Source organism: Arthrobacter sp. BI5 (assembly GCF_056680065.1).
In genome coordinates this window covers 3,667,686-3,692,318 of sequence record NZ_CM155264.1, presented here as the reverse complement: position 1 = coordinate 3,692,318, position 24,633 = coordinate 3,667,686, and the positions used below count along the sequence as shown (strand labels likewise).

Sequence of the window (24,633 nt, the reverse complement as noted above, 5' to 3'; positions counted from 1 at the left end):
TCATGCGCGCTCAGACCAGTGCCTCTAGACCAGGTCCTGGGTCTTGGCGAAGCGGGTGATCGCCCGCTGCGTGCCGCGGTTGGCGAGGACCTGGATGATGGCGCTGACCGACGCCGAGATCAGGGCGAACGTCAGGGCCTGCCGCAGCGTGGTGGGAACGTCGTCGTCGTGGCCCTTCGGCGGCTTGTTGCCGGTGGTCTTTTCCCAGACGGTGTCGACCACCTTGGTGCCGACGAAGCCGGCGAGGAGGCTGATGCCGGTGCCGAGCAGTTTGATGAAGATGTTCATACGTCGTACTCCTTGCGGGAGGAAACAGGGCTTCCCCTAGCCTAGCGTCCCGGTGACGCCGGGCGGCCAAGGACCTCCGTCAGGGCCTCGACCACCAGCTCGTGGTCCGCCTTCTGCGGCAGCCCCGACACGGTGACGGCGCCGACCATCCCGGTGCCGCGCAGGTAAATGGGAAAGGAGCCGCCGTGGGCCGCAAACTCCTGCTGGTCGAACCAGGCGTTGTCCTCGATCCTGCGCCCGGCGGCACGCGCCCGGAGGCCCACCAGCAGCGACGGGACTTCGTACCGCGCGGCGGTGCGCTGTTTGGCCTTGATCCAGCGATCGTTGTCCGGGGTGGCGCCCTCCAGCGCGGCGTCGAACAGCACCTGCTCACCCTTGGTGATGTCGATGGCAATCGGGTGGGCGCGTTGCCGGCCCAGTTCCACCAGGCGGAGCCCAAGGTCAAGGGCGTCGTCCTTGCTGAAGGACTCGAACTGCAGTTCGTCGATCTCCGTCAGGATGCGGCCGATGAGCGCCGCCAGGGCCCCCTGCGGCTGCGGTTCCGCGGAGTCCGGGTCGTACTCGGGGGAAGGAACTGGTGCGTCGCTCATGGGATTCAGCTTCCGTTAGCTGCCCACCGCGGCGCAACCCCAACGGGTGTAAACTGGCCCAGCCCACAAGGGCGATTTTAATACGACAGGGGAGCGCCGCCGTCGGGCATCACTGGAACACTCCAGGGAACCGTAGGTGGGCGCTGAGAGTGCGGACAGCCGCAGACCCTCGAACCTGATCCGGTTAGTACCGGCGCAAGGGAGTCGAGTTCTCAGGGTGCCCGGCGCCCGTGGCGGAAGCCGCGGCGCCGCCGGAACACCCTCCCCTCCTGTACCTCAGGAGGACGACATGACTGATATTTCTGCGAAGCAGACACTCACCACCGGCAAGTACAACTGGCGCGTGGTCGACATTGTGGTGGCGGCGTTGATCGCTGTAGCCGGCGGTGTGATTTTCTGGGCCTGGTCCCAGGGTTCCAACCTTGTTTCCGTTCCGCTCAACGCCGTCTACCCGCCGCTGACCGGGCTCTATGCCGGAGGCTGGATGATCCCCGCGGTGCTGGGCATGCTCATTATCCGCAAGCCCGGAGCGGCACTGTTCTGCGAAACCGTGGCCGCCACGGGCGAGCTGATCATGGGCTCCCAGTACGGCGCGTCCGTGCTGTTCTCCGGCTTCGTCCAGGGCCTCGGCGCCGAACTCATTTTCGCCGCTTTCCTGTACAAGCGGTTCAACCTGCCGGTGTCCCTGCTCGCCGGCGCCGGCGCGGGCCTCTTCTGCGGCCTGAACGACTCCCTCCTGCCGTGGGGCTGGAACATCGCGTACGAAACCGGCGACAAGCTCGCCTACATCATCTTCTGCGCCATCTCCGGAGCCGTCATTGCCGGCGGACTGTCCTGGCTGGCCACCCGCGGCCTGGCCAAGACCGGGGTGCTGGGCTCCTTCGGCTCCCGCAAGGCGGCGTCGGAACCCGTCTTCTCCTGAGGCCCGCACCCGCATGAGAACTTCCGACGCCGTCCGGCCGGCCGCTGTCACCGCCCGCGGCTGGGGCTGGCGGCACGCCGGCCGGCCACGGCCCGCCGTGAGCGGCCTGGATCTGGACATCGGACCGGGTGAGCGTGTGCTGCTGCTGGGGCCGTCCGGCGCCGGCAAGTCCACACTGCTGCATGCCCTGGCCGGGGTGCTCGGGGACAGCACAGCTGCAGCCGCTGCTTCGCCCGCGGCCGCCGCTGACGCCGAGGACTCGGACGAAACGGGCAGCCTGCTGATCGACGGCGCCCCGCCCCGGGCCCGGCGCGGCAGGGCGGGGCTGATGCAGCAGGACCCGGAGACCCAGGTGGTGCTGTCGCGGCTTGGCGACGACGTCGCCTTCGGGGCCGAAAACCTCTCCGTGCCCCCGGCGGAGATCTGGCGCCGCGTGGCGGAGGCGCTCGACGACGTCGGGCTGGGCGGCCTGCCGCTGCAGCACCCGACGTCGTCGCTTTCCGGCGGCCAGAAGCAGCGGCTGGCACTCGCCGGGATCCTCGCGATGCGGCCCGGCCTGCTGCTGCTCGACGAGCCCACCGCCAACCTTGACCCGGCCGGTGTCCTCGAGGTCCGCGACGCCGTGGGACGGTGCCTGGACAAGACCGGGGCCACCCTGGTGGTGGTGGAGCACCGGGTCGCCGTCTGGAAAGACCTCGTGGACCGGATCGTCGTGCTGCAGCCCGGAACCGCCACGGACTCCGCCGTGCTGCTGGACGGGCCCCCGGACCAGGTGCTGGAGCAGGCACGGGACCTGCTCATCGCCGCCGGCGTCTGGGTGCCCGGCCATGTGCCTGCCACCCGGGCCCGTGCCGGCGGAGCCCCCGGGGGTACCCTGTGGGGCGGGGCCGGCGGCGGCGCGGCGGCCGGCCAGCTGCTGCTGGCCGCCGAGGGGCTGGCCGTGTCCCGCGAACGCCCCCGCCGCACCGGTCTGCTGCGGGGGTTCCGCACGCTCCCGCCCGCGCCCGTGCAGTCCGGCATCACGGCGCAGGTCCGGGCCGGGCAGGCGCTGACCATCACCGGCCCCAACGGTTCCGGGAAGTCGACCTTCGCCCTGACGCTGGCGGGACTGCTGGCCCCGGTGGCCGGTGCGGTGTCCGCCACGACCGAACTAAGCGCCGGCGCGGGCATCGATCCCTACAAGTGGAGGGCCCAGCAGCTGATCGCCAGGATCGGCACGGTGTTCCAGGAACCCGAGCACCAGTTCGTCACCGGACGGGTGCTGGACGAACTGATGTTCGGCCCCCGCCAGCTGGGCCGCGGCGAAGAACGGGTGGACGAACTGCTGGAACGCCTCCGGCTGCGCGAGCTGGTGGACGCCAACCCCTACACCCTCTCCGGCGGCGAAAAACGGCGGCTCTCGGTCGCTACCGTGCTGGCCGCGCACCCGCAGGTGCTGGTGCTGGACGAGCCGACCTTCGGCCAGGACGCCAACACCTGGGCGGAACTTGCCTCCTTCCTCTCCGAGCTCCTCGACGCCGGCACGGCCGTGGTCTCGGTAACGCATGACGCGGAGTTCAGCGAGGTTCTGGGCGGCACCGAGGTGAAACTCGGCGCCCCGCAGCCCGGCGTGCCCGGCCCGGCCCATCCGGGGGTGGCGGCGCCGTGAGGGACACTCTGACCCTGCCCGGAAACCACGCCCTGCTGGCCCGGGCCAACCCGCTGGCCAAGTTCGCCGGCGTCGTGCTCATCACCGTCGTCCTGGCGCTGTCCATCGACTGGGTGTCCGCGTCCGTGGCGCTCGGCTTCGAACTCCTGCTGTTCCCGCTTGCCGGCCTGACCCTGGCCCTGCTCTGGCAGCGCGGCTGGCCGCTGATCCTCGCGGCGGCCGTGGGCGGCTGGAGCACGGCGATCCTCGCGCCGGACCACGGACGGATACTGCTCGACGTCGGCGTCTGGTCCATCAGCGAGGGCTCGCTGCAGCTTGGGCTGGGCTTCCTCTTGCGCGGCCTGGCGATCGCCCTGCCGGCGGTGCTGCTGATGAGCTGCACAGACCCGACAGACCTGGCCGACGCCCTGGCGCAGCAGGCGAAGCTGCCGCACCGGTTTGTGCTCGGGACCCTCGCCGCGATGCGCCTGGTGGGGCTCATGGCCGAGGAATGGCAGACCATCGGCATGGCCCGGCGGGCCCGCGGCGTGGGCTCGCATGGCAGCCCGGTGCAGCGGCTGAAGGCCACCCTGGGGCAGAGCTTCGGACTGCTGGTCCAGGCACTCCGCCGCGCGTCCCGGCTGGCGGTGACCATGGAAGCCCGCGGCTTCGGCGGCGCGCAGCGGACCTGGGCGCGGACGGCGACGTTCAGCCGGCTGGACGCGTGGGTGGTCCTGGGCGGTGTGCTGATCGCCGGCGCGTCGGTGGCGGCGGCCATCGGTGCCGGGACCTGGAACATGGTGTTCCTCGGCCAGCAGTAGCGGACTGGCGTACGCTATTCGCGGGGTAGCCGCTGCTCCCATATCGCACGAGATGGATATTGTGTGAGCTTAAGTGCAGTTGGAGGGAGTTTTGCGGATCAAATAGCTCATTCGTGATATTTATTGCATATGACTCAACAGACTGCTGAACACGTCGGCGCCGCGCTCCGGGACGCCCGCGGCCAGAAGGGCTGGACCCAGGGACAGCTCGCGGCCGAACTGGGTACCAGCCAGAGCGCCATTGCCCGGATGGAACAGGGCAAGCAGAACCTGAGCCTGAAAATGATCCAGCGGCTTGAAGCCATTTTCGGCCGGGCCATCGTCAAAGTCGGCCGGCCGCAGATGACCCACCTCAGGGTGGAGGGCGGCCGCACGCTCTCCGGCGCCGTGGACGTCAACAGCAGCAAGAACGCCGGCGTCGCGCTGCTGTGCGCGAGCCTGATCAACCGCGGCACCACCGTCCTGCGCCGGCTGGCCCGGATCGAGGAGGTCAACCGGATCGTTGAGGTCCTGACCAGCATCGGCGTCGAATGCACCTGGCTGGACGCGAACGATCTGCAGATCCGCCGCCCGGCCGTGCTGGACCTTGATTCGATGGACGTCGAGGCCGCACGCCGGACCCGGAGCGTCATCATGCTCCTGGGTCCGCTGCTCGACGAATCCGCCGAATACCGGCTGCCGTACGCGGGCGGCTGCGACCTCGGCACCCGCACCGTGGAGCCGCACATGCAGGCCCTGCGCCAGTTCGGCCTCAGCGTCGAGGCGAAGTCCGGCTTCTACAGCGTGCAGGCGCCGCCCGCGGACGGCCACGACCGTTCCTTCGTCCTGAGTGAGCGCGGCGACACCGTGACCGAAAACGCCATCATGGCTGCAGCCCACCGCCGTGGCACCACCATCATCCGCAACGCCAGCCCGAACTACATGGTCCAGGACCTCTGCTTCTACCTGCAGATGCTGGGCGTGGAGATCGACGGCGTAGGCACCACGACGCTGAAGATCGTCGGCCGCCCGTCAATCGACGCCGATATCGAGTATTTCCCCTCCGAGGACCCGATTGAGGCGATGAGCCTGATCACCGCCGGCATCGTGACCAACTCGGAAGTCACGATCCGGCGGGTCCCGATCGAGTTCATGGAGATCGAGCTGGCAACGCTGGAGCAGATGGGCCAGCGGCTGGAGGTGTCCGCAGAGTACCTTGCCCGCAACGGCCGCACCCGGCTGGTGGACGTCACCACCAAGCCCTCCGAGCTGCGGGCGCCGACGGACAAGATCCACCCGATGCCTTTCCCCGGCCTGAACATCGACAACCTGCCGTTCTTCGCCGTCATCGCCGCCAACGCACAGGGCCAGACGATGATCCACGACTGGGTGTACGAGAACCGGGCCATTTACCTGACCGAGTTGAACAAGCTCGGCGCCCAGGTCCAGCTGCTGGATCCGCACCGGATTTACGTCAACGGGCCCACGAGGTGGCGGGCCGCGGAAGTCGGCTGCCCGCCGGCCCTGCGCCCGGCAGCCTGCCTGCTGCTGGCCATGCTCGCCGCGCGGGGCGTCTCCGAGCTGCGCAACATTTACGTAATCGAACGCGGCTACGAGGACCTCGCCGAGCGGCTCAACACCATCGGCGCCAGGATCGAGTACTTCCAGGACTGACTCGTCTGACCGGCGCGGTGGGGTAGCGCACCGGGGGAGGGGCTGGCGCACAATGGTTGCATGCGCACCTTCGGCGTTGAGGAGGAACTGCTGATCGTGGACCCCGTCACCGGGGTCCCGCTGGCGCTCGCCGACGCACTGTTGAGGGGGCTGAGGCCGGCCCCCGGTGCCGGTCACGATCCGTACGCCGCCGCCGCCGCGCCGCCCGCGTCTGCCGGTCGCGATCCGCACCACGACGATTCCGGTTTCAGTTTCGAGCTTAAGCTCGAGCAGATCGAGACGCAGACCGTCCCCTGCCTGGACCACGGCGGGCTGCTGCAGCAGATCCGGCAGTCCCGGGCGTTCACGGACCGCGCCGCCCTGACCCATGGCGCCCGGGTGGCGGCCCTGGCCACCTCGCCGCTGGCGTCCGCTACGCACACAACCCCCAACCCGCGCTATGCCACCATGCAAAAGCGGTTCGGCCTCACCGTGCAGGAGCAGCTGACCTGCGGATTCCATGTCCACACCTTCATCGAATCCCCGGAGGAGGGCGTGGCGGTCCTGGACCGGATCCGGGACAAGCTGGCGGTGCTCATCGCGCTCAGCGCCAACTCGCCCTTCTGGAACGGGGCGGAGACCGGCTTCGAAAGCTACCGTACCCAGGCGTGGAACCGCTGGCCGGCAGCCGGTCCCGCCACGATCTTCGGCAGCCTTCCGGTGTACCGGCGGGTAGTCACGCGGCTGCTGGAGAGCGGGGTGCTGTTTGACGAAGGCATGGTCTACTTCGACGCGCGGCTGGCCCGGCACCACCCCACCGTCGAGGTCCGGGTCGCGGATGTCTGCCTGCGCGCGGAGGACGCAGCGCTGATCGCGGTGCTGGTGCGCGCACTGGTGGAGTCCGCCAGCCGGGAGTGGCGCGACGGCGTGGATCCGGCCCCGGTACCGACGGTGCTGCTGAAGATGGCCGCCTGGCAGGCCAGCAACTGCGGGCTGCGCGGCGAGCTGCTGGACTTCGGCAGCTTCCGGCCCGCCCCTGCCGCCGAGGTGGTGCATGCGCTGGTGGACTTCGTGGCCCCCGTCCTGGCGGAGCAGGGCGAGCTGGAACTGGCGCGCCGCGGCGTGGACCGGGTCCTGGCGAACGGCACCGGGTCGCAGCTGCAGCGCCAGGCGCTCTGCGCGCCCGGGCTGGACACGCCCGCCGACGACGCAGGCCTGGCCGCCGTCGTCGCCCACGCCGTGCGGGTCACGACGCACGGCGCGGACGCCAGGGCGGCAGCGGAGCCGACCCCCGTGCTCTCACGGGTACGCCGGGACTAAACCTGCTTGAGTGCCTGCCCGAGGTCGCGGATCAGGTCCTCGACGTCTTCCAGGCCCACCGACAGCCGGACGACGCCGTCGCTCAGCCCGATCGCTGCCCGGCCGTCCGGTCCCATGGCGCGGTGCGTCGTGGTGGCCGGATGGGTGATCAGGGACTTCGAATCACCCAGGTTGTTGGAAATATCGATGATCCGCAGCGAGTCCAGCAGCGCAAAGGCGGCCTCCTTGGCCGTGCGGCCGGGCGAGGGTGACAGCTCGAACGTCAAGACGGTGCCGCCGGCCTTCATCTGCCGTGCGGCCAGCTCGTACTGCGGATGGGATGGCAGCAGCGGGTACTTGACCCAGCTGACCGCCGGCTGCTCCTGGAGCCACTCGGCCAGCCGCAGCGCGGAGGCGGAGGAGTGGTTCACCCGCAGGGCCATGGTCTCCAGCCCCTTGGTCAGCACCCACGCGTTGAAGGCGGAGAGCGCCGGGCCGGTGTGGCGCATAAGCTGCTTGACCGGGCCTTCGATGAACTCCTTGGTGCCCAGGATCGCGCCGCCGAGCACCCGGCCCTGGCCGTCAATGTGTTTGGTGCCGGAATACACAATCACGTCCGCGCCGAGTTCCCCGCAGCGCTGCAGCAGGGGAGTGGCAAAGACGTTGTCAACGATGACGGTCGCGCCGGCGGCGTGCGCCAGTTCGCTCACGGCGGCGATGTCCACGATTTCCTGCATCGGGTTCGACGGCGACTCGAAGAAGACCGCCGTCGTCGGCTCCGACAGCGCCGAGCGCCACTGCTCAAGGTCGGGGCCGTCCACGAAGACCGTCTCCACACCCCAGCGGGGGAGGATCTCGTTGAGGATCACGAAGCAGGATCCGAAGAGGGAGCGGGCGGCGACTACCCGGTCGCCGGCCCCCAGCAGCGCCCCCAGCGCGGTGAACACGGCGGACATGCCGGACGCCGTCGCGAAGCATGCTTCGGTTCCTTCCAGCAGCCGGAGCCGCTCCTGGAAGGTGGCCACCGAGGGGTTGCCGTAGCGCGAATACACAAAGCGTTCGTCCTCGCCGGTGAAGGCGCGTTCCGCGGCGGCGGCGGATTCGTAGACGAAGCCTGAGTTCAGGAAGATCGGTTCGGTGGTCTCCTGGAAGCCGGTGCGGTCGAGTCCGCCGCGGACGGCCTGGGTGTCCGGGCTCCAGCCTTGGGCATCGGGATTAAAGCTCACTTAGTGCTTTCCGGGGTTGGTGGGCAGGCCGCGGTTTTTCCAGCCGTTGACGGTGCGTTCGCCGTGACGGTCCGGTTCGCCTTCGAAGCCCTCGAGGACGTTGTAAGAGGTGAAGCCGGCTTCCGTCGCCGCTATTGCCGCGGCGACGGACCGGGCGCCTGAACGGCACAGGAAGACCAGTTCGGTTCCTCCGCCTTTCGGGGCCCGCTGTTTCAACTGTTCAACAAACTGCGAATTGGGGATGCCGCCGGCCAGGTTCCACTGGATGAAGAGCGGATCGTTCCGTCGTTCGCCCGCGGCCGTGGTGTCGGGGGTGCCGATCCGGGCCCATTCGCCCTCGGTGCGGACGTCCACCAGGACGGCGCCCGCCTCAAGCGTGGCCCATGCCTCCTCCGGGCTCAGGTCTCCGGCGTAGTTCATGCGTGGCCCCCGCCGTCGAACTCGACGTCCAGCTCATCCACCGCGTTGGCGACGGCGGCGTCAGCGCTCGCGATGGCGGACGGCAGCACGAGCGCCTGGGCCACGATCACGGTGCTGCCATTGAAGGTCGCGGAGGGGCTGCCATGCAGGACATAGCCCTCGGCCAGGGCGGCGGAGACCCGTTCGCAGAAGCTGCGGTCATCGGGACCGGTGAACAGGCGGTAGGCCAGCCTCGCTTCGGCGGCCGGGCCGGGGGCGGCGGAGGACGGGGCGGGGGCTGTGGCGGGCACAGCGGGTGCGGACGCGTCGGGCACGACGGATCTCCTTACTTTCACGCTTGCAGCTCGAACTCTCGATATGCCGAGTATTCACCTGAGGCACCCCGCCGCGAAAGGGAGGGTTGCCGACCGGCCAGTCAGGGCTTGGCGCCGGGTCTCATTACTCCCCAAAAACGTAGCACTTCCGTGCCGTCGGCACCGGCGGCGCCGTCATGTTAAGTCACGGGCCGGCGTTTCCAGCAACGGCATGGGCGCGGGTAGCGCTGGCAGCAACCCCAGTACTCGTGGGCATCCGGCGCAGTGCCTGCGGGGCAGATTCGGGTAGTTCCTACTCGGGATATCCCTGGCCACCCTCGCCTTGACTGGGACGGGCACGACCGACGTGCCAGCAGATTTCCAATGGGATAACCAGCATTAGCCAGGCGCTGCACTGGGGCACCCGGCATGTCTACGAAGGAACTGGATTTTTATGGGACCACCTGTGAAGCCCCGCGTGCTCATCACCGGCGCGGGGGGACCTGCCGGACGGGCCGTCGCGGCCCAGCTCAAAGCGCGAGGCGTCCCCGTCCTGGGTACCGACATCCGCGAACTGCCGGCAGGGTCGGGAATCACCGCCGTCCGCGTCCCGGAGGCCTCGGATCCGGAGCTGGTCTCGGCGCTCCGCCGGCTGGTGGCCGCCGAAGACGTGAACGTTGTCATTCCTACCGTGACTGACGAGCTGCCGCAGCTGGCGGCCTTCCGGCCCGCCTTCGGCCCCGATGTCCGCGTCATCATTGGCGAGCCGGGACCCGTGGCCCTCGCCCACGACAGGCTCTTTACCGCATGGCGGCTGCAATCGGCCGGGGTGGCCGTCCCGCGGTTCGGGGTGCCCCGGGATTTCTCCGGCGCTGAGGCCGCCATGGAAGCGCTTGGCGGACCGGTAGTCGTCCGCCCCCGGGTCTCCGGCGGCGGCAGCGGCGTGACCGTCGTCGACGGAGGCAGCGACGTGGACTGGCACAGACTGCCGGAAGGCCAGATCGTGCAGGAATTCATCCCGGGAACCGCTTACGGCCCGATGGTCTTCGGCACCCCGGTGCAGAACGCGGCCGCTCCGTTCGTCGTCGTTATCGAAAAAACTGCACCGGCCCAGGGGAAGGCTGGAAACGCGGCGGCCGCCCGTCGGGTCGAAATCGGCGAGGCCATGGATGTGGGAAATGTGGCCATGGCCGCTGTCCGCGCGCTTGGGCTGACCGGCCCGGTTGGCGTCGATGTCAGGCGGCGTGCCGACGGGACGCCGGTGGTGCTCGGTGTGACCGCCCGGTTCGGCAGGAACAGCGGGCTCGTCCCGGAATTGCTCGACGCCGTTCTAGGGGCATTTACCCTGCCATCGTTCAACCCGGCATCCTTCCGTCAGTTCCCACGGGTGCACGGCAATGCCCTGGTATGAGGTCCGCGCCGCAGTGCGGCGTCGCCGCGGGGTGCCCACCCTGCTGGACATGTGGCCGACTGTGTCGATCATTGTGCCGGCCTTCAACGAGGCGGCCCGCATAGAGAGCTGTGTACGCTCCATCCAGCTCACCAGCTACGACCGTTACGAAGTGGTGCTGGTCGACGACGGCTCGACCGACAACACGTTCGAACTGATGAAGGGCGTGGCCGCGGCCGATCTCCGAATCAAAGTGCTCAGCCAGGCCAACGTGGGCACAGGTGCCGCCCTGAATCTGGGCTTACGGCACGCATCCGGCGAGGTCGTGGTGTTCATGGATTCGGACGTGGTCCTCTCACGGAACACGGTCAAAAGGATGCTCCAAGGCTTCGCGGACGAGAATACCGGCGCGGTCTGCGGCGACGCCCGGCCGGCCACGGCGGCCCCGGAGCGGCCCCGGATACCATCCTCCCTGAGCCGCGGCGCCGGGTTGCTCCGGAGAGCCCTCGCCGTGAGCGGCTGCCTGCCGGCCCGCCCCGGCAACATCAGAGCGGTATCCCGGGCCGTGCTTGAGGAAATCGGACCTCTCCCGGAAGACCTGCTGGTGGGCGGAGACCGGGAACTGATCAGGCGGGTGCGCCGCGCCGGCTACCGGGTGGCCTCCGCTCCGCGTGACTTGGCCTACGCCGATACTTCAGCGACTACCGCGGGGGACCGGTTCCATCGCCCAAGGACCCGGAGCTGAGCTCGGGTCGCTCCGCGCCTTACTCGATCGTGGCGAAAAGTTCGTTGAGCTCCGCCGTGAGCTGCCGCCGCAGTTCGGGCGTGCCGATCTCCTTGCCGTCGATGTGGTTCACCGGGGCGAGGAGCCGGATGCTCGAGATGAGCCAGACGGCGTCCGCGTCGTACAAGTCCTCGGGGACCAGCGGACCGTAGCCGAGTTCCCACCCGGCGGCCTTCGCCGCAGTGAACAGGGCGCCCTGCGAGGTGCCGGGAAGGATTCCGCTATCCAGCTGCGGGGTGATCAGCCGGCGCACGGTCCGCACCCCGCCCGCGCCGTCGTCGGTGGATTCCAGGTGCGCCAGCAGCACGGTCGACGTCGGACCCTCCAGGACCCGGCCGTCCGCGGAGGTGAAGATGACATCGTCCGCGCCCTGGTGGTGGGCATACCGGAGCGCCGCCATGTTCACCGCGTAGGACAGCGTCTTGGCGCCCAGCAGCAGCCACGGGGCGCGTTCGCCCACCTCGCTGTCATAGCCGCGGTCCAGCAGGATGACGTCAATGCCCGTCTCACGCTGCAGCCGCCCGACGGCCGGCGGAGGGGAGGCCTGGACCCAGCACGTCGGTGCGGAGTCGCCCTCGACGCCGCGGGTGGCGAGCAGTTTCACCACCACCTCGTCAGCCGCACCGTCAGCTTCGCCAGCATCGCCGGCGTCGTCAGCCGGGCCGCCGAACTCGCTGATGGCCGTCCCGATCGCGCGGCGCCAGGCGTCCTCGTCCGGGATGGCCAGCTCCAGGGCGCGCGCGGAGCCGGCCAGCCGGCTCAGGTGGGCCTGCAGCTTGCGCGGCCGTCCCCCCACCACCAGCAACGACTCGAAAACGCCGTCGCCGCGCGTCGCGCCCTGGTCCGTGGCCATCAGCTGCGGCTTGGACGAGTCGGCGACGCGGCCGTTTTCAAACGCGGGATCGAGGAACACCAGCACCGTCGGGCGGGCCGGAACAGAGGCAGGGGTAGTCATGCCTTCAGCTTAGTGCGGCGTGCCGGGATAGGATTTGCGGGTTGCCCGTTCCGGAACTGTTCCGCGGGTCTGGATCATGAGGGGTTCGCCTGTGCTGTGGCCATTTCCGCTAGTGGGAACACTCCCGTCCTGGGTCGTCCTCATTCTGACCCTGGTCGACCTCGTCATCAGGGTCCTGGCGCTGGGCATCATCCCGGGCAACCGCCGTCCCACCACCGCCATGGCCTGGCTGCTGGGCATCTTCTTCGTCCCGGCCCTGGGCCTGGTCCTGTTCCTGCTCTTCGGCAACTTCCGGCTCTCCCGGAAGCGCCGGGCGCAGCAGGAAGCGGTGAACACCCGCGTGCGCGCCGGCACCTCCGAACTGGCGATGCTGGAAAGCAGCTACGAGGGTCCGGAGTGGGTGTCCTCCGCGGCGGAACTGAACAAGACACTGGGTTCGCTGCCGATGGTGGACGGCAACCACGTGGAACTCCTGCCCGGCTACCCGGACTCGATCAAGGCGATGGCGGCCGCCGTCCGCGAGGCCGAGTCCTTTGTCAACGCCGAGTTCTACATCCTCAGCTCGGACCACATCACGGACGACCTGCTGACGGCGATGGAGGAAGCCGCCGAGCGCGGCGTCGAAGTCCGCCTCCTGTTCGACCACCTGGGAACCCTGCGGATCAAGGGCTACAGCAAGCTCATCGCCCGGCTGAAGGCCAGCAAGATCCGCTGGCGGCCGATGCTGCCGCTGCGGCCCGTGCACGGGCAGTGGCGCCGCCCGGACCTGCGCAACCACCGCAAGATCATGGTGATCGACGGCGAAGTCGCCTTCACCGGTTCGCAGAATCTGATCGAGCCCTCCTACAACAACCCCCGGCACCGCAAGGTCGGCCGGGAATGGGTCGAGCTGATGGCCTGCCTGCGCGGCCCGATTGTCACCACACTCAACGTCGTCTTCGCCACCGACTGGCTCAGCGAGACGGATGAGTCCCTGGAACACCAGCTCGCGCACCGGCCCGAGCTGCACGCCGGCAACATCACGGCCCAGGTGGTGCCCAGCGGCCCCGGCTTCATCACCGAAAACAACCTGCGGCTCTTCAACACGCTGATTTACTCGGCGCAGCACAAGATCTCAATCTGCAGCCCCTACTTCGTCCCCGACGATTCGCTCCTGTACGCGGTGACGACGGCGGCGCAGCGCGGCGTCGACGTCGAACTCTTCGTCTCCGAGAAGGGCGACCAGTTCCTGGTCCACCACGCCCAGCAGTCGTACTACGAGGCGCTGCTGGAGGCCGGGGTGCGGATCTACCTCTACAAGGCCCCGTTCGTGCTGCACGCCAAGCACTTCACGATCGACAACGAGGTTGCCGTGCTGGGTTCCAGCAACATGGACATGCGCTCCTTCTCGCTGAACCTTGAGGTCTCGGTGATGCTCCTGGGCGAGGACATCGTGCGGCGGATCAGCGCGGTGGAGGACACCTACCGGGGCATCTCGCGCGAACTGACGCTCGAGGACTGGATGAAACGCCCGGTGGGGGTCAAGTATGTGGACAACGTCGCCCGGCTCACCTCCACCCTGCAGTAGGTATGCCGTAACGGCCCGTGCCGGCGCCTACTCCGGTTCCCGCGGCTAGCCCGGCGGGAAGCCGGCGCCGAGCGCCGAGAGCACACCGAAGGCTTTGGTCCGGATCTCCTCATATTCTTCCTGGGGCGAGGAATCCGCGGTGATGGCGCCGCCGACGCCGAGGCTCACCGCGCTGCTCTGGCCCGGGCCCGGGCCCACCACCAGCGTCCGGATGGCGACCGCGAGGTCGGTGGCTCCGCTGAGCGAAAAGTAGCCGATCGCCCCGGAATAGACGCCCCGCGGGGCCGCCTCGAGCCGGTCCAGGATGGCCATGGTGCTGACCTTGGGGGCACCGGTCATGGAGCCGGCCGGGAAGCACGCCGCCACGGCCTCGGCCCGCGGCATGCCGGGACGGAGCTGTGCGTCAATGGTGCTGACCAGCTGGTGCACCGTGGCGTAGCTTTCGATTGCACAGAGACGGCTGACGGATACGGAGCCGGGCACCGCGAAATGGCTCAGGTCGTTGCGCAGCAGGTCCACGATCATGATGTTTTCGGCCCGGTCCTTGGGCGAGGATTCCAGCTCCCGGCGCAGCTGTTCGTCCCGGGCGGCGTCGGAAGCCCGGCGCCGGGTGCCCTTGATCGGCTCCGCCCGCATGGCGCCGTCGGCGTCGATCCGCAGGAAGCGCTCCGGCGAGGTGCTGGCCACGGTGAGCTCCCCGAGGCGCAGGAAGCTCGCAAACGGCGCCGGGTTGCGCCGGCGCAGCGCCAGGTAGGCCTGCCACGGATCGAGTTCCCCGGCGGGCACGGTGGCCGTCAAGGCCGTGGTGAGGCAGACCTCATAGCTGTTGCCCTCGGTGATTTCATGCTGCGCCGCGGTGATCTTGGCCTTGTACTCCGCTTCGGTATCCCGGGCGCGGAAAGCAAAGTCGGGTGCGGTGCCGAGGGCGCGCACGACGCCGTCGCTGCCGCCGTCTGGCACTCTGCCGTCTCCAACTCTGCCCCCGCCGCTGCCGCCTGGCCTGCCGCCCTCAGCGGCCGTGACGGCGGCGCGGGCCGCGGCGAGCCAGTCCCCGGAGTCCGCGGACTCGAGCGCGAGCAGCCACACCGTGCGCTCCCGGTGGTCCAGGACCACGGCGCGTCCGGCGAAGATCAGGCCGGCATCCGGGGTGGTGGCGGTGACGTTACTACCGCCGGTTTCACGCTTGAGCTCGTAGCCGAGGTAACCCAGCCAGCCGAGCGTGAACTCGCACGGGTACTCCTCCGGCGCGCGCAGCGCACGGCGGCCCCAGACCCCGTCGAGCCAGCGGAAGAACCCTCCCTCGGTCTGCACGGTGGCATTGCCCACGCGCACCGAGGTCCGGCCGGATTGGTGCCGGACCGACTGGCCGTAACTGCCGCCGTCGTCCGCCAGGATGCTGAAGCGGCTGCGTTCGGCCGCCTCACCGCCCGGACCCTGGCCGTCTGCACCCTGGCCGCGCCGGCTTTCCCCGGTTAGCTCCGTGAGGGAGGAGTCGAGCCACACGGCGTTCGGCGAGCTGCCGTAGAGCGTTTCGAAGAGCCGGGCCGCGTCCGGGGCGGCACTGATCCGCTCGGTCCTCAGCTGCAGCCCGCGGCGGGCTGCAAGCTCGGGGAGCAGCACTGGGGTCAGCGCCGGAAGGTATTGGAGGGCCTGCAGTACCTCGGCCGGGGCAGCGCCGTCGGCGAGGTTGAGCACCCGCACGTCGGCGCGGGCAGGCACGTCGTCGGCGGCCAGCCACTCGTCTTCCTGGCCGGCCCACTGCTCCCAGTAGGGTTCGTAGCTTGCGCCGTCGCGGGCGAGGGCCCGGGTGCGGCGGTCCTGCTCGGGCGAATCGGCCCAGACCACGGCGTCGAGGAACGGCACTGCGGCTGCGGCGGCGGCGCCCACGCCTTCGACCAGGACAATTTCGGCCGGCTCAGTGACGCGGGCGGCGCCGTCGTAATGCCGATCCCAGTCCCAGCTGACCCAGCGGGCTGGCTCGCTGCGGCGCAGCGGGGCGAGGACAGTGGCGGCGTAGCGGTCGATGCCAGCGGCGAGGCCGTTCCAGCCGGGGTAGATGTCCTCGAGATGGAAGAGCGAGACCTTGTGGTGCTCCCGGAGCCGGGCCGCGAGCTCGATGGCCAGGGTGGTCTTCCCTGCGCCGGAGCGTCCGTCGATGGCGATGATGACGGGTGCGCGGCTCATGAACTAGAGCGTACCCGCTGCCCCGCGCCGTCCCGGTGCGTCAGGTCCTGCAGCCGGTCCTGGGGTCCCGGGCCGGCCGGCCGCCGGGCGGCGCGGACGTGCTCCAGGATGCCGGGGATGGCGGCGTGGATCAGCTCCCAGGTGGTGTCAAAGTCGGTATGCCCTCCGTACCAGGGGTCCTCGATGCCCTGCTCCAGCGGATCCCTGCCGGCCACGGCGGGATCAAAGCTGCGCAGCATCCGGATCTTCGCCAGCGAGGCCTGGTCCGGGGCTGCCTGGCGGAGCCAGCCGTAGTGGTCCACGTCCAGGGCCAGGATCAGCTCGCGGGACAGGAACCATTCGCTGCGCCACTCGCGCGCGACGTGGAGTTCGGAGGAAATGTTGTGGGCCGAGAGCTTGCGCGCGGCGCGGGGATCAATCGGGCGGCCCACCTCGTACGCGGTGATCCCTGCTGAATCGACGTCGACGCCGGTCAGCTGCGCTGCGGCCAGGGCCTCGGCCAGCATCAATTCGGCCATCGGTGACCGGCAAATGTTTCCGGTGCAGACCGTGATGATCCGGTACTGGCTCGACGTTGAGGTCATGACTAAGCATGGCCGATCCGGAGGCCTCTTGGCTAGCCGCGCCGGACGAAATGTGACAATTCCTGTCACATAGCTATCGCTGACTGTCACGTGGGCGCCATGCGTGGCCGGCGCAGTGCCGGAACTCAGGCGGCCCGGCTCCAGAGCGCCTTCCGCAGCAGGGCCTTCAGTTCGCCCACCTCCGTATCGCTGAGGTCGGTGAGGGCCTCGGCCTCCGCCGCCCGGGCCGCGGCCTCGGCGCGGCGGAACACGGCCGCTCCCGCCGCGGTGGCGGACACAATCTTGGCCCGGCGGTCCTGCTTGCCGGGCGCACGGACCACCAGGCCGCGCTTTTCGAGTTCGTCGATGAGGGCCACGATCTGGCTGGGATCCAGGCTGAGGAACTCCGCCATTTCACGCTGCGTGGGTTCCAGCTCGCTGTTGGCCAGGGCCAGTACTGAATAGGAGCGCTCCTTGAGCCCGAACTCGGCCAGGGCGCGGTTGTTGAGGACGGAACCGGCGGCATGCAGCTTCGCCAGCAGGAATCCCGCATCCAGGCTGATCGACGCCGCCATGAGCTTGTCTGCCGGCCGGGTGCCCGGTGCCTCGTCTACTTCGGTCGCCATGTCCGCTCCAATAGTCCACAAAATAAATCATTGACATTCTCAATTATCCATACTTTCATGGATGCAGACCAGCATCCCACGCCCCAGGGCAGGATGCACACGGCAGCTAGCAAAGGAGCAGCGATGAGCCTCACAGGAAAAGTAGCAATCGTCACGGGAAGCGGCCGCGGCCTGGGCCTGGCCTATGCCCGGGAGCTGGCCCGGCAGGGCGCCGCCGTCGTGATCAACGACGTGGACGCGGCCGTCGCCGACGAGGCGGTCCGGATTATCGAAGCCGACGGAGGGCGGGCCGCCGCCGTCGTCGCCCCGGTGGGCAGCTCCGAGGTCGCCAAGCAGCTGGTGCAGGCGGCCGTGACGGAATTCGGCCGGCTGGACATCCTGGTCACGAACGCCGGGATCCTGCGGGACAAGTCGCTGCTGAAGATGACGGACGACGATTTTGATGCGGTCATCAACGTGCACCTGCGCGGCACCTTCACCTGCGCCCGGGAGGCGTTCGGCTACTTCAAGGAGAACGGTATCCCCGGCCGCATCATCACCATCGGTTCGCCCACCGGCCAGCGCGGCAACTTTGGCCAGACCAACTACGCCGCGGCCAAGGCCGGAATCGTCGGCATGGTCCGCACCTGGGCGCTGGAGATGAAGAAGGCCGGCGTCACCGCCAACGCCGTCATCCCGGTGGCTGCCACGGCGATGACCAAGACCGTCCCCTACTTCCAGAAGGCCGTCGAGGCGGACGAGCGCGGCGAGGCCATGCCGGCGTTCTTCCGCCACGAGCTCGGTTTCGGCACCGCCGACGACGTCGCCGGACTGGTTGCGTTCCTGGCCTCCGACGCCGCCGCCGGCGTTACCGGCCAGGCCATCGGCGCCGGCGGTGACCGCCTGCAGCTCTGGACCCACCCCGAGGCCGCGGCCACCGAGTACCGCGAGGGCGGCTGGGGCTACCAGGACCTGGTCGATAACTTCGGCGCGCTCTTCGGCGACAAACTGCAGAGCGTGGGGGAGGAGTTCCTGCCGCTGCCCGAGGAACTGCAGCCGGAACCGGCAGAGGCCCGCTGACATGACCGCCGCACGCTACGAACTCGGCATCGATGCCTCAAAGCTCGATGCGATCGACATGCACGTCCACCTCGAGGTGGACGGCCACGGCCACGGCTCCCTGCCGGAGACGCTCACCGAGGCCTCCGCCAAGTACTTCAAAGCCGAGGAGCGGACGCCGTCACTGGACCGGATCGCGGAGATCTACCGAGAACTGAACATGGCCGCCGTCGTTTTCACGGTGGATGCCCGTACCCAGCTCAAGCACGAACCCAACAGCATCCCCGAACTCATCGCCGGGGCGGCCCGCAACAACGATGTGCTGATTCCGTTCGGCAGCGTCGACCCGCGCACCGGCATCGAGGCCATCCAGGGTGCCAAGCACCAGGCCGTGGACCTGGGCGCGCGCGGTTTCAAGTTCCACCCCAGCCTGCAGGGCTTCGACCCCTCGAACGAGCAGTTCTATCCGCTCTGGGAGGCCCTCCAGGAACTGGGCCTGCCGGCGATCTTCCACACCGGACAGAACGGCATGGGCGCGGGGCTGCCCGGCGGGTACGGGATCAAGCTCGGCTACTCCAACCCGCTCCTGCTCGACGCCGTCGCCGCGGACTTCCCGGAGCTGCAGATCATCATGGCGCACCCCTCGGTGCCGTGGCAGGACGAGGCCAACTCGATCGCCACCCACAAGGCCAACGTGTTCATTGACCTGTCCGGCTGGTCGCCGAAGTACTTCCCCGAGTCGCTGGTCCGGATGGCCAACTCGGTGCTGCAGGACAAGGTGCTGTTCGGCACCGACTTCCCGTTGATCACCCCGCAGAAATGGCTGGGCGCCTTCGCGGACCTGCCGCTCAAGGACGCGGTCCGCCCCAAGATCCTCAAGGGCAACGCCGTCCGTCTGCTCGGGCTGGAGGGTTGAGATGAGCGTTGGCACGGACGTCGCCGCCGCGCAGGAGCGGCTGTACGGGGTCTGCGACTTTTACGACGCCGAATCCCTGCTCACCGACGCCGAGCGCCGGGTCCTGGGCCGGCTGCGCACCTTCCTCGACGAACAGGCCCGGCCGCTGCTCGCCGAGTACTGGGAGCGCGGCGACTTCCCGGACCAGCTGGCCCGGCCGCTGATCGACCTGGACCTGATGGAGCCGGCGGACCTGACCGGCGCCCAGGGTGCAGAGCGAACCCCCGCCCGCGGCATCTACCACGGCTTCCGGATCTTCGAACTTGCCCGCACAGACGCGTCGCTGGCCACCTTCTACACGGCCCAGGCCGGCCTGTTCCGGACCGCCATCCAGGTCGGCGCCTCCGCCGAGCAGCAGGCCGAATGGATGCCCAAGGTTCTCGATTTCTCGCTCAAGGGCGTCTTTTCGCTGACCGAACCGGACTCCGGCTCGGACATCGCCGGCGGGCTCTCCACCAGCGCCCGCCGCGAGGGCGACAGCTGGGTCATCAACGGCGCCAAGCGCTGGATCGGGGGAGCGGCCACGGCCGACGTGCTGGCTGTGTTCGCCCGTGACGAGGCCGACGGGCAGGTCAAAGCGTTCCTCGTGGACCGTGAGGCCGACGGTGTCACCCTGGAGAAGATCCACGGCAAGACGTCCCTGCGGATGATGCAGAACGCACACATCACCCTCGAGGACGTCCTCGTCCCGGAATCGATGCGGCTGCACAACGTCAACTCCTTCCGCGACGTGGCCGCGATGCTGCGGGCCATGCGCTCCGACGTCGCCTGGATCGCCACCGGCATGGCCGCCGGCGCGTTCGAGGCCGCCTGCCGCTACGTCACGCAGCGGGAGCAGTTCGGCCGGCCGCTGGGGTCCTTCCAGCTGGTCCAGGAGAAGCTGGCCCGGATGCTCGGCAACGTCACCTCGGCCCTGTCCCTCGTGGTCAGGCTGACCGAGCAGCAGGCAAAAGGCATTTACCGGGACCAGGATTCCGCCCTGGCCAAGATGCAGACCTCCCTGCTGATGCGCGAAACCGTGGCGCTCGCCCGGGAAGTGGTGGGCGGCAACGGCATCACGCTCGAGACCGACGTCGCCCGGTTCCATGCCGACGCCGAGGCCGTCTATTCCTACGAGGGCACGCACGAAATCAACGCCCTGATCATCGGCCGCGCCCTCACCGGCCACGGCGCCTTCACCCGCTAGGCCTTCACCGACCGATCCTTCACTTACTGATCCTTCAGGCGGTCCGCCCAGCCGGATCCCGCCGTCGTTCCACCACCCACACCAGGAGCTAAAGATGCCCAAACTCGTCGTCGACTTCGACAAACTGCTCACCCTCGCCGGCACCGACCTCGGCGCCACCGACTACCGCGAAATCACGCAGGAACAAATCAACAAATTCGCCGACGCCACCGGCGATGACCAGTGGATCCACGTGGACCCGGAACGCGCCAAGGACGGCCCCTTCGGCGCCCCGATCGCACACGGGTTCCTCACCCTCTCGCTCATCATCCCGTTCTGGGGCGAGCTGTTCGACGTCGAGGGCGTCACCACCAAGGTCAACTACGGCCTGGACAAGGTCCGCTTCACCTCCCCCGTCAAGGTGGGCTCGCGGATCCGGATGCGCGCCACGATCGCCGAGGTGACCGAGGTCAAGGGCGGCGCCCAGATCAAGGTCTCCAACACCATCGAAATCGAAGGCCAGGAGCGGCCCGCCGTCGTCGCCGAGTTCCTCGCACGCTTCTACAAGTAAGCCCCCACCACCCCCATTGCCCCCACCACCCCCACTGCCCCTAGGAACAACGATGTCCCAAATTACGCAGCTGCAGTCCATGGACGCGGGCACACGCCGCCGGGAGGCCCGGACGGTCATCGCCTCGAGCTACCTCGGCAGCACCATCGAGTACTACGACTTCCTGCTCTACGCCACGGCGGCCGCGGTGGTCTTTCCCAAGGTCTTCTTCTCCGGCATGGACGACTGGGTGGGCGTCGTCGCCGCGTACGGGACCTTTGCCGCGGGCTACGTCGCGCGGCCCCTGGGCGGCGTGATCTTCGGCCACTTCGGTGACAAACTCGGTCGCAAGGGCATGCTGATTGTCTCAATGCTGGTGATGGGCATCGCCTCCACGCTGATCGGGCTGGTACCGGACGCCTCGGTGGCCGGTCCCTGGGGCGCCGTCATGCTGGTGATCCTCCGCGTTTTCCAGGGCATCGCCGTCGGCGGCGAATGGGGCGGGGCCGCCCTGATGGCGCTGGAGCATTCGGAGTCCGGCAAGCGCGGCTTCGCGGCGTCGTTCGTCAACGCCGGCGCCCCCACCGGCGCGGTGCTCGGCACCCTCGTGATGGGCGCCTTCTCCGCCCTGCCGAACGCACAGTTCCTGGCCTGGGGCTGGCGCGTGCCGTTCCTGCTCTCCTTCGTTCTGCTGGGCGTGGGCATGTTTGTCCGGCTCAAGGTCTCGGAAAGCCCGATCTTCAAGGCCGCGCTGGAGCAGGAAGCAGCCGAGCAGGCCACACTGGGTACCGCGGAGCGCCGCGAGATCCCGCTGCTGCAGGTCCTGCGCCGGCCCAAGACCCTCATCTTCACGATGCTGGCCGGCGCGGCCGGATTCGCGCTGCAGGTGGTGCTGGCAACCTTCTCCGTGACCTACGCGGTGTCCAAGGGCGCCGACCGGCAGGGTGTGCTGTACGCCTTCGCGGCGGCGTCGTTCGTCTCCATCATCTTTGTGGTCATGGGCGGCCGGCTCTCCGACAAGCTGGGCCGGCGGCCCGTGATGATCGGCGGCCTGGTCCTGTTCATCGTGTACCTCGTGCCGATGTTCCAGCTGCTCTCCTCGAACAACATCGGGCTCATCTTCGTGGCGTTCGCGGTGGGCCTGATGATTCACTCCACGCTGTTCGGCCCGCTCGCGGCCTTCGTCTCCGAGCAGTTCGGCACCACCTCGCGCTACACCGGCGCCTCGCTGGGCTACCAGCTCGCCACCCTGCTCGGGGCAGGCTTTACCCCGGGGATCGTGGCGCAGATCTTCAAGGATTCCGGGCATGACACCTCGTCCGTGGTGTGGTACCTCGCCGTCATGTCTGTTGTGTCGATCGTCTTCATCCTGCTGACCCAGGAACCGAAGAACAACGATCTGGAAGCCGTCCGGTCCTAACCGGCCCTGCAGGCATTACCGTCTAACTAGAAAGGATTTGCCGTGGAGAATCTTGGCATCGGTTCGTGGCTGCAACGGCGCAGCCCGAAGTCGGGTCCGAAGACCGCCGTCATCGCCGGAACGCGGGAGCTCAGCTACGAACAGCTCGCGGAGCGTTCCGTCCGCCTCGCGAACGCCTTCCGGGACCGCGGGGTGGGCAGGGGCGACAGGGTGGCGTACCTCGGCGAGAACGATCCGTCCTTCCTGGAAACCCTCTTTGCCGCCGGGCTGATCGGCGCGGTCTTCGTGCCGCTGAACACCCGGCTGGCTCCGCCCGAGATCCAGTTCCAGCTCCGGGACAGCGGTGCCGTGCTGCTGGTCCACGCGGCCACGCTCGCCGGGCTGGCGGAGCGCGGCTCCCCTGAGACCGCGGTGCGGGCGCGGATCGTCGTCGACGATTCTCCGGTGCCCGCCGCGGCAGTGCACGACGGCGGCAGCGCCGGTTCCGCCGGCACCGGGGGGTTCGAGGCCTTCGAAGACGTGGTGGCGTCCGGCTCCCCGACGGCGCCGGACGAGCCGGTGGGCCTCGACGACGGCGCCATGATCCTTTACACCTCGGGAACCACCGGCAACCCCAAGGGGGCGCTGCTGACGCACGGCAACATCACCTGGAACTGCATCAACGTGCTGGTGGACTTCGATTTCTCCTCTTCCGATGTGGCGCTGATGATCTCCCCGATGTTCCACGTGGCCTCGCTGGACATGGGCGTGCTGCCCACGCTGTTGAAGGGCGGCACCGTGGTGCTGGAGGCCAAGTTCGATCCGCGCCGGACGCTGGAACTGATCCAGCAGCACCGCGCGACCACCATCAGCGGGGTCCCCACCACCTACCAGATGCTGTGCGAGCACCCGGACTGGGACACGACGGACCTCAGTTCGCTGAACAAACTGACCTGCGGCGGCTCCGCGGTGCCGATGCGGGTCCTGGAGGCCTACGAACTCCGGGGACTGCGGTTCTCCAACGGTTACGGCATGACCGAAACGGCCCCCGGGGCCACCACCCTGCCCGCCGCGCGGTCCCGGGAAAAGGCCGGATCCTCCGGGCTGCCGCATTTCTTCACGGCCGTCCGGGTAGCCGATCCCATGGACCCGGAGGCCGGCCCGGCGGCGCCCGGAACGGTGGGGGAGATCCAGATCAAGGGCCCCAACGTGATCCGCGAATACTGGAACCGGCCGGAGGCCTCGGCCGATTCCTACACCCCGGACGGCTGGTTCAAGTCCGGTGACATGGGCTATAAGGACCCGGACGGCTTCGTCTTCATCTCGGACCGGCTCAAGGACATGATCATTTCCGGCGGGGAAAACATCTACCCGGCCGAGGTGGAACAGGCGATCGCCGAGCTCGACGCCGTCGGCAGCGTCGCGGTGATCGGCGTGCCGGACGCGAAGTGGGGCGAGGTGCCGCGGGCTGTGGTGCTGCTGCGCGACGGCGCCCGGCTCACCGAGGAGCAGCTGCGCGGCCACCTGGAGGGCCGGCTGGCCCGGTACAAGATCCCCAAGTCGGTGGTGTTCGTGGAGGAGATGCCGCGGACCGCCAGCGGCAAGATCCGGAAGGCCGACCTGCGGAAGCTCACGCCCGCGAACGGACAGTAGCGGCCCGGGTTGGGGCGCGAACGTACACTTGCGGCCCGGGTGTCCGCGCGGATCAGTGGATCAGCGCCAGCAGCACGCCGACGGCCATGAACAGCACACCGAAGGTCCGGTTGAGGATCCGCTGCCCGCGGGCGTCATGGGTGAAGCGCTGAAAGCTTGTGGCGGCCGCCGCGAAGAAGAACCACATGACCAGGATGTCGATCACGATCACGGTGGCGGACAGAACGAGGTACTGCGGCAGGAGCGGCTGGTCCGGTCGGATGAACTGCGGCATAAAGGCGAGGAAGAACACGATCGCCTTGGGGTTGAGCAGGTTGACCCACAAGCCGCGGCGGAACATGGACAGCGCCGGCTCGTTGCGCAGCGCGTCGGCCTTCTCCTGGTCCAGGTCAGGTTTGTGCCGGAACTGCTGGATGCCAAGGTAAACGAGGTAGGCGGCTCCGGCGTACCGGATGATGTTGAAGGCCAGCGGCGAGCTCGCTACCAGCACCCCGACGCCGAGGGCCACGATCAGGATGTGCACCACCAAGGCGGCCTGCTGGCCGAGGATGCCCCAGATGGAACGCCGGAAGCCGGAGTTCAGGGAGTTGCTCATGGTGTTGATGGCGCCCGCGCCTGGCGTGAAGCTGATCAGGACGCCGGCGCCGGCGAGGGCCAGCCAAAGGGAAAGTTGCACCTACCAAGTT

Annotated in this window: 24 protein-coding genes and 2 riboswitches; of the genes, 14 read left to right on the top strand and 10 right to left on the bottom strand. The window is 68.7% G+C overall.

The features are described 5' to 3' along the window. Positions 1–24: 24 nt before the first annotated feature. Both AC1MED_RS17135 and AC1MED_RS17130 read right to left on the bottom strand, forming a co-directional pair. A complete protein-coding gene (locus AC1MED_RS17135; RefSeq protein WP_175322316.1) occupies positions 25–288 on the bottom strand; it encodes a DUF4235 domain-containing protein in 264 nt (87 codons plus the stop codon). 41 nt (positions 289–329) lie between these two features. After that, complete coding sequence (locus AC1MED_RS17130) at positions 330–878, bottom strand: heme-degrading domain-containing protein (protein ID WP_479784611.1); 549 nt, start codon at positions 876–878, stop codon at positions 330–332. A gap of 77 nt (positions 879–955) precedes the next feature. After that, positions 956–1,098: riboswitch (TPP riboswitch) on the top strand. A 69-nt stretch (positions 1,099–1,167) separates the two neighbouring features. Between AC1MED_RS17130 and AC1MED_RS17125 the strand changes: the two genes are divergently transcribed. The 5 genes from AC1MED_RS17125 (at position 1,168) to AC1MED_RS17105 (ending at position 7,200) form a co-directional block, all read left to right on the top strand. After that, on the top strand, positions 1,168–1,800 hold the full coding sequence (locus AC1MED_RS17125; RefSeq protein WP_479784609.1) for an ECF transporter S component: 633 nt from the start codon (positions 1,168–1,170) through the stop codon (positions 1,798–1,800). Between the two features lie 13 nt (positions 1,801–1,813). Beyond that, positions 1,814–3,448, top strand: a complete 1,635-nt coding sequence (locus AC1MED_RS17120) for an ABC transporter ATP-binding protein (protein ID WP_479784607.1) — start codon at positions 1,814–1,816, stop codon at positions 3,446–3,448. Beyond that, positions 3,445–4,248: an energy-coupling factor transporter transmembrane component T family protein gene (locus tag AC1MED_RS17115; protein ID WP_479784606.1), complete on the top strand. Its 804-nt coding sequence runs from the start codon at positions 3,445–3,447 to the stop codon at positions 4,246–4,248. Before AC1MED_RS17120 ends, AC1MED_RS17115 begins: the two co-directional genes overlap by 4 nt. A 129-nt stretch (positions 4,249–4,377) precedes the next feature. Then, complete coding sequence (locus tag AC1MED_RS17110) at positions 4,378–5,901, top strand: UDP-N-acetylglucosamine 1-carboxyvinyltransferase (protein WP_346959374.1); 1,524 nt, start codon at positions 4,378–4,380, stop codon at positions 5,899–5,901. Positions 5,902–5,961: 60 nt separating this feature from the next. After that, positions 5,962–7,200: a glutamate--cysteine ligase 2 gene (locus AC1MED_RS17105; protein WP_479784604.1), complete on the top strand. Its 1,239-nt coding sequence runs from the start codon at positions 5,962–5,964 to the stop codon at positions 7,198–7,200. On the opposite strand, the gene AC1MED_RS17100 is transcribed toward AC1MED_RS17105, so the two are convergent. The 3 genes from AC1MED_RS17100 to AC1MED_RS17090 are packed head-to-tail and all read right to left on the bottom strand — an operon-like array spanning position 7,197 to position 9,115. Continuing rightward, the gene (locus AC1MED_RS17100; protein WP_479784602.1) at positions 7,197–8,405 is read right to left on the bottom strand and encodes an O-succinylhomoserine sulfhydrylase; all 1,209 of its coding nucleotides are present in this window, start codon (positions 8,403–8,405) and stop codon (positions 7,197–7,199) included. The genes AC1MED_RS17105 and AC1MED_RS17100 overlap by 4 nt on opposite strands. Then, on the bottom strand, positions 8,406–8,825 hold the full coding sequence (locus AC1MED_RS17095) for a rhodanese-like domain-containing protein (protein ID WP_479784600.1): 420 nt from the start codon (positions 8,823–8,825) through the stop codon (positions 8,406–8,408). After that, positions 8,822–9,115 carry a DUF1737 domain-containing protein gene (locus AC1MED_RS17090; protein ID WP_479786719.1) on the bottom strand — a complete coding sequence of 98 codons (294 nt, stop codon included), beginning with the start codon at positions 9,113–9,115 and terminating at the stop codon, positions 8,822–8,824. Before AC1MED_RS17090 ends, AC1MED_RS17095 begins: the two co-directional genes overlap by 4 nt. Before the next feature lie 38 nt (positions 9,116–9,153). Further along, positions 9,154–9,268: riboswitch (SAM riboswitch) on the bottom strand. A 304-nt stretch (positions 9,269–9,572) separates the two neighbouring features. On the opposite strand from AC1MED_RS17090, the gene AC1MED_RS17085 reads away from it, so the two are divergent. Together AC1MED_RS17085 and AC1MED_RS17080 are read left to right on the top strand one after the other, a co-directional pair. Continuing rightward, a complete protein-coding gene (locus AC1MED_RS17085) occupies positions 9,573–10,529 on the top strand; it encodes an ATP-grasp domain-containing protein (RefSeq protein ID WP_479784598.1) in 957 nt (318 codons plus the stop codon). Continuing rightward, positions 10,516–11,253, top strand: coding sequence for a glycosyltransferase family 2 protein (locus AC1MED_RS17080; RefSeq protein ID WP_479784597.1), 738 nt, complete (start codon positions 10,516–10,518; stop codon positions 11,251–11,253). The genes AC1MED_RS17085 and AC1MED_RS17080 overlap by 14 nt, the downstream gene beginning before the upstream one ends. A 19-nt stretch (positions 11,254–11,272) precedes the next feature. Here the strand turns inward: AC1MED_RS17080 and AC1MED_RS17075 are convergent, their stop codons facing one another. Further along, entirely contained in the window at positions 11,273–12,247 is a 975-nt protein-coding gene (locus AC1MED_RS17075) for an aminodeoxychorismate lyase (RefSeq protein WP_479784595.1), read from the bottom strand. Between the two features lie 76 nt (positions 12,248–12,323). Between AC1MED_RS17075 and cls the strand changes: the two genes are divergently transcribed. After that, positions 12,324–13,814: a cardiolipin synthase gene (gene cls, locus AC1MED_RS17070; RefSeq protein WP_346959382.1), complete on the top strand. Its 1,491-nt coding sequence runs from the start codon at positions 12,324–12,326 to the stop codon at positions 13,812–13,814. Between the two features lie 45 nt (positions 13,815–13,859). Here the strand turns inward: cls and AC1MED_RS17065 are convergent, their stop codons facing one another. The 3 genes from AC1MED_RS17065 to AC1MED_RS17055 all read right to left on the bottom strand — a co-directional run bounded on the left by AC1MED_RS17065 (position 13,860) and on the right by AC1MED_RS17055 (position 17,187). Then, positions 13,860–15,998 (bottom strand): chorismate-binding protein, encoded by a 2,139-nt coding sequence (locus tag AC1MED_RS17065; protein WP_479784593.1) that lies wholly within the window; start codon positions 15,996–15,998, stop codon positions 13,860–13,862. Beyond that, positions 15,995–16,582: a low molecular weight protein-tyrosine-phosphatase gene (locus AC1MED_RS17060; protein WP_479784592.1), complete on the bottom strand. Its 588-nt coding sequence runs from the start codon at positions 16,580–16,582 to the stop codon at positions 15,995–15,997. Before AC1MED_RS17060 ends, AC1MED_RS17065 begins: the two co-directional genes overlap by 4 nt. A gap of 125 nt (positions 16,583–16,707) precedes the next feature. Next, a complete protein-coding gene (locus AC1MED_RS17055; RefSeq protein WP_479784590.1) occupies positions 16,708–17,187 on the bottom strand; it encodes a MarR family winged helix-turn-helix transcriptional regulator in 480 nt (159 codons plus the stop codon). A 123-nt stretch (positions 17,188–17,310) separates the two neighbouring features. On the opposite strand from AC1MED_RS17055, the gene AC1MED_RS17050 reads away from it, so the two are divergent. The 6 genes from AC1MED_RS17050 to AC1MED_RS17025 all read left to right on the top strand — a co-directional run bounded on the left by AC1MED_RS17050 (position 17,311) and on the right by AC1MED_RS17025 (position 23,947). After that, positions 17,311–18,246: an SDR family NAD(P)-dependent oxidoreductase gene (locus tag AC1MED_RS17050; RefSeq protein ID WP_479784589.1), complete on the top strand. Its 936-nt coding sequence runs from the start codon at positions 17,311–17,313 to the stop codon at positions 18,244–18,246. A gap of 1 nt (position 18,247) precedes the next feature. Then, the gene (locus tag AC1MED_RS17045; protein WP_479784587.1) at positions 18,248–19,141 is read left to right on the top strand and encodes an amidohydrolase family protein; all 894 of its coding nucleotides are present in this window, start codon (positions 18,248–18,250) and stop codon (positions 19,139–19,141) included. 1 nt (position 19,142) lies between these two features. Continuing rightward, positions 19,143–20,366, top strand: coding sequence for an acyl-CoA dehydrogenase family protein (locus tag AC1MED_RS17040; protein ID WP_479784585.1), 1,224 nt, complete (start codon positions 19,143–19,145; stop codon positions 20,364–20,366). Positions 20,367–20,460: 94 nt separating this feature from the next. Beyond that, positions 20,461–20,916 (top strand): MaoC family dehydratase, encoded by a 456-nt coding sequence (locus AC1MED_RS17035; RefSeq protein WP_479784584.1) that lies wholly within the window; start codon positions 20,461–20,463, stop codon positions 20,914–20,916. Positions 20,917–20,968: 52 nt separating this feature from the next. Then, positions 20,969–22,315 (top strand): MFS transporter, encoded by a 1,347-nt coding sequence (locus tag AC1MED_RS17030; RefSeq protein WP_479784582.1) that lies wholly within the window; start codon positions 20,969–20,971, stop codon positions 22,313–22,315. Positions 22,316–22,357: 42 nt separating this feature from the next. After that, entirely contained in the window at positions 22,358–23,947 is a 1,590-nt protein-coding gene (locus tag AC1MED_RS17025; RefSeq protein WP_479784580.1) for an acyl-CoA synthetase, read from the top strand. 52 nt (positions 23,948–23,999) lie between these two features. Here the strand turns inward: AC1MED_RS17025 and AC1MED_RS17020 are convergent, their stop codons facing one another. After that, positions 24,000–24,623 (bottom strand): LysE family transporter, encoded by a 624-nt coding sequence (locus AC1MED_RS17020; RefSeq protein ID WP_175322337.1) that lies wholly within the window; start codon positions 24,621–24,623, stop codon positions 24,000–24,002. Positions 24,624–24,633 lie beyond the last annotated feature (10 nt).

Excerpts from the sequence above, each read along its gene's own strand:
- AC1MED_RS17085 (WP_479784598.1), top strand. The coding sequence starts at position 9,573 with ATGGGACCACCTGTGAAGCCCCGCGTGCTCATCACCGGCGCGGGGGGA.
- AC1MED_RS17055 (WP_479784590.1), bottom strand. The coding sequence starts at position 17,187 with ATGGCGACCGAAGTAGACGAGGCACCGGGCACCCGGCCGGCAGACAAG.
- AC1MED_RS17120 (WP_479784607.1), top strand. The coding sequence starts at position 1,814 with ATGAGAACTTCCGACGCCGTCCGGCCGGCCGCTGTCACCGCCCGCGGC.
- AC1MED_RS17110 (WP_346959374.1), top strand. The coding sequence starts at position 4,378 with ATGACTCAACAGACTGCTGAACACGTCGGCGCCGCGCTCCGGGACGCC.
- AC1MED_RS17050 (WP_479784589.1), top strand. The coding sequence starts at position 17,311 with ATGAGCCTCACAGGAAAAGTAGCAATCGTCACGGGAAGCGGCCGCGGC.
- AC1MED_RS17135 (WP_175322316.1), bottom strand. The coding sequence starts at position 288 with ATGAACATCTTCATCAAACTGCTCGGCACCGGCATCAGCCTCCTCGCC.
- AC1MED_RS17125 (WP_479784609.1), top strand. The coding sequence starts at position 1,168 with ATGACTGATATTTCTGCGAAGCAGACACTCACCACCGGCAAGTACAAC.
- AC1MED_RS17105 (WP_479784604.1), top strand. The coding sequence starts at position 5,962 with ATGCGCACCTTCGGCGTTGAGGAGGAACTGCTGATCGTGGACCCCGTC.
- AC1MED_RS17080 (WP_479784597.1), top strand. The coding sequence starts at position 10,516 with ATGCCCTGGTATGAGGTCCGCGCCGCAGTGCGGCGTCGCCGCGGGGTG.
- AC1MED_RS17045 (WP_479784587.1), top strand. The coding sequence starts at position 18,248 with ATGACCGCCGCACGCTACGAACTCGGCATCGATGCCTCAAAGCTCGAT.
- AC1MED_RS17130 (WP_479784611.1), bottom strand. The coding sequence starts at position 878 with ATGAGCGACGCACCAGTTCCTTCCCCCGAGTACGACCCGGACTCCGCG.
- AC1MED_RS17030 (WP_479784582.1), top strand. The coding sequence starts at position 20,969 with ATGTCCCAAATTACGCAGCTGCAGTCCATGGACGCGGGCACACGCCGC.
- AC1MED_RS17060 (WP_479784592.1), bottom strand. The coding sequence starts at position 16,582 with ATGACCTCAACGTCGAGCCAGTACCGGATCATCACGGTCTGCACCGGA.
- AC1MED_RS17040 (WP_479784585.1), top strand. The coding sequence starts at position 19,143 with ATGAGCGTTGGCACGGACGTCGCCGCCGCGCAGGAGCGGCTGTACGGG.
- cls (WP_346959382.1), top strand. The coding sequence starts at position 12,324 with ATGAGGGGTTCGCCTGTGCTGTGGCCATTTCCGCTAGTGGGAACACTC.
- AC1MED_RS17035 (WP_479784584.1), top strand. The coding sequence starts at position 20,461 with ATGCCCAAACTCGTCGTCGACTTCGACAAACTGCTCACCCTCGCCGGC.
- AC1MED_RS17065 (WP_479784593.1), bottom strand. The coding sequence starts at position 15,998 with ATGAGCCGCGCACCCGTCATCATCGCCATCGACGGACGCTCCGGCGCA.
- AC1MED_RS17095 (WP_479784600.1), bottom strand. The coding sequence starts at position 8,825 with ATGAACTACGCCGGAGACCTGAGCCCGGAGGAGGCATGGGCCACGCTT.
- AC1MED_RS17075 (WP_479784595.1), bottom strand. The coding sequence starts at position 12,247 with ATGACTACCCCTGCCTCTGTTCCGGCCCGCCCGACGGTGCTGGTGTTC.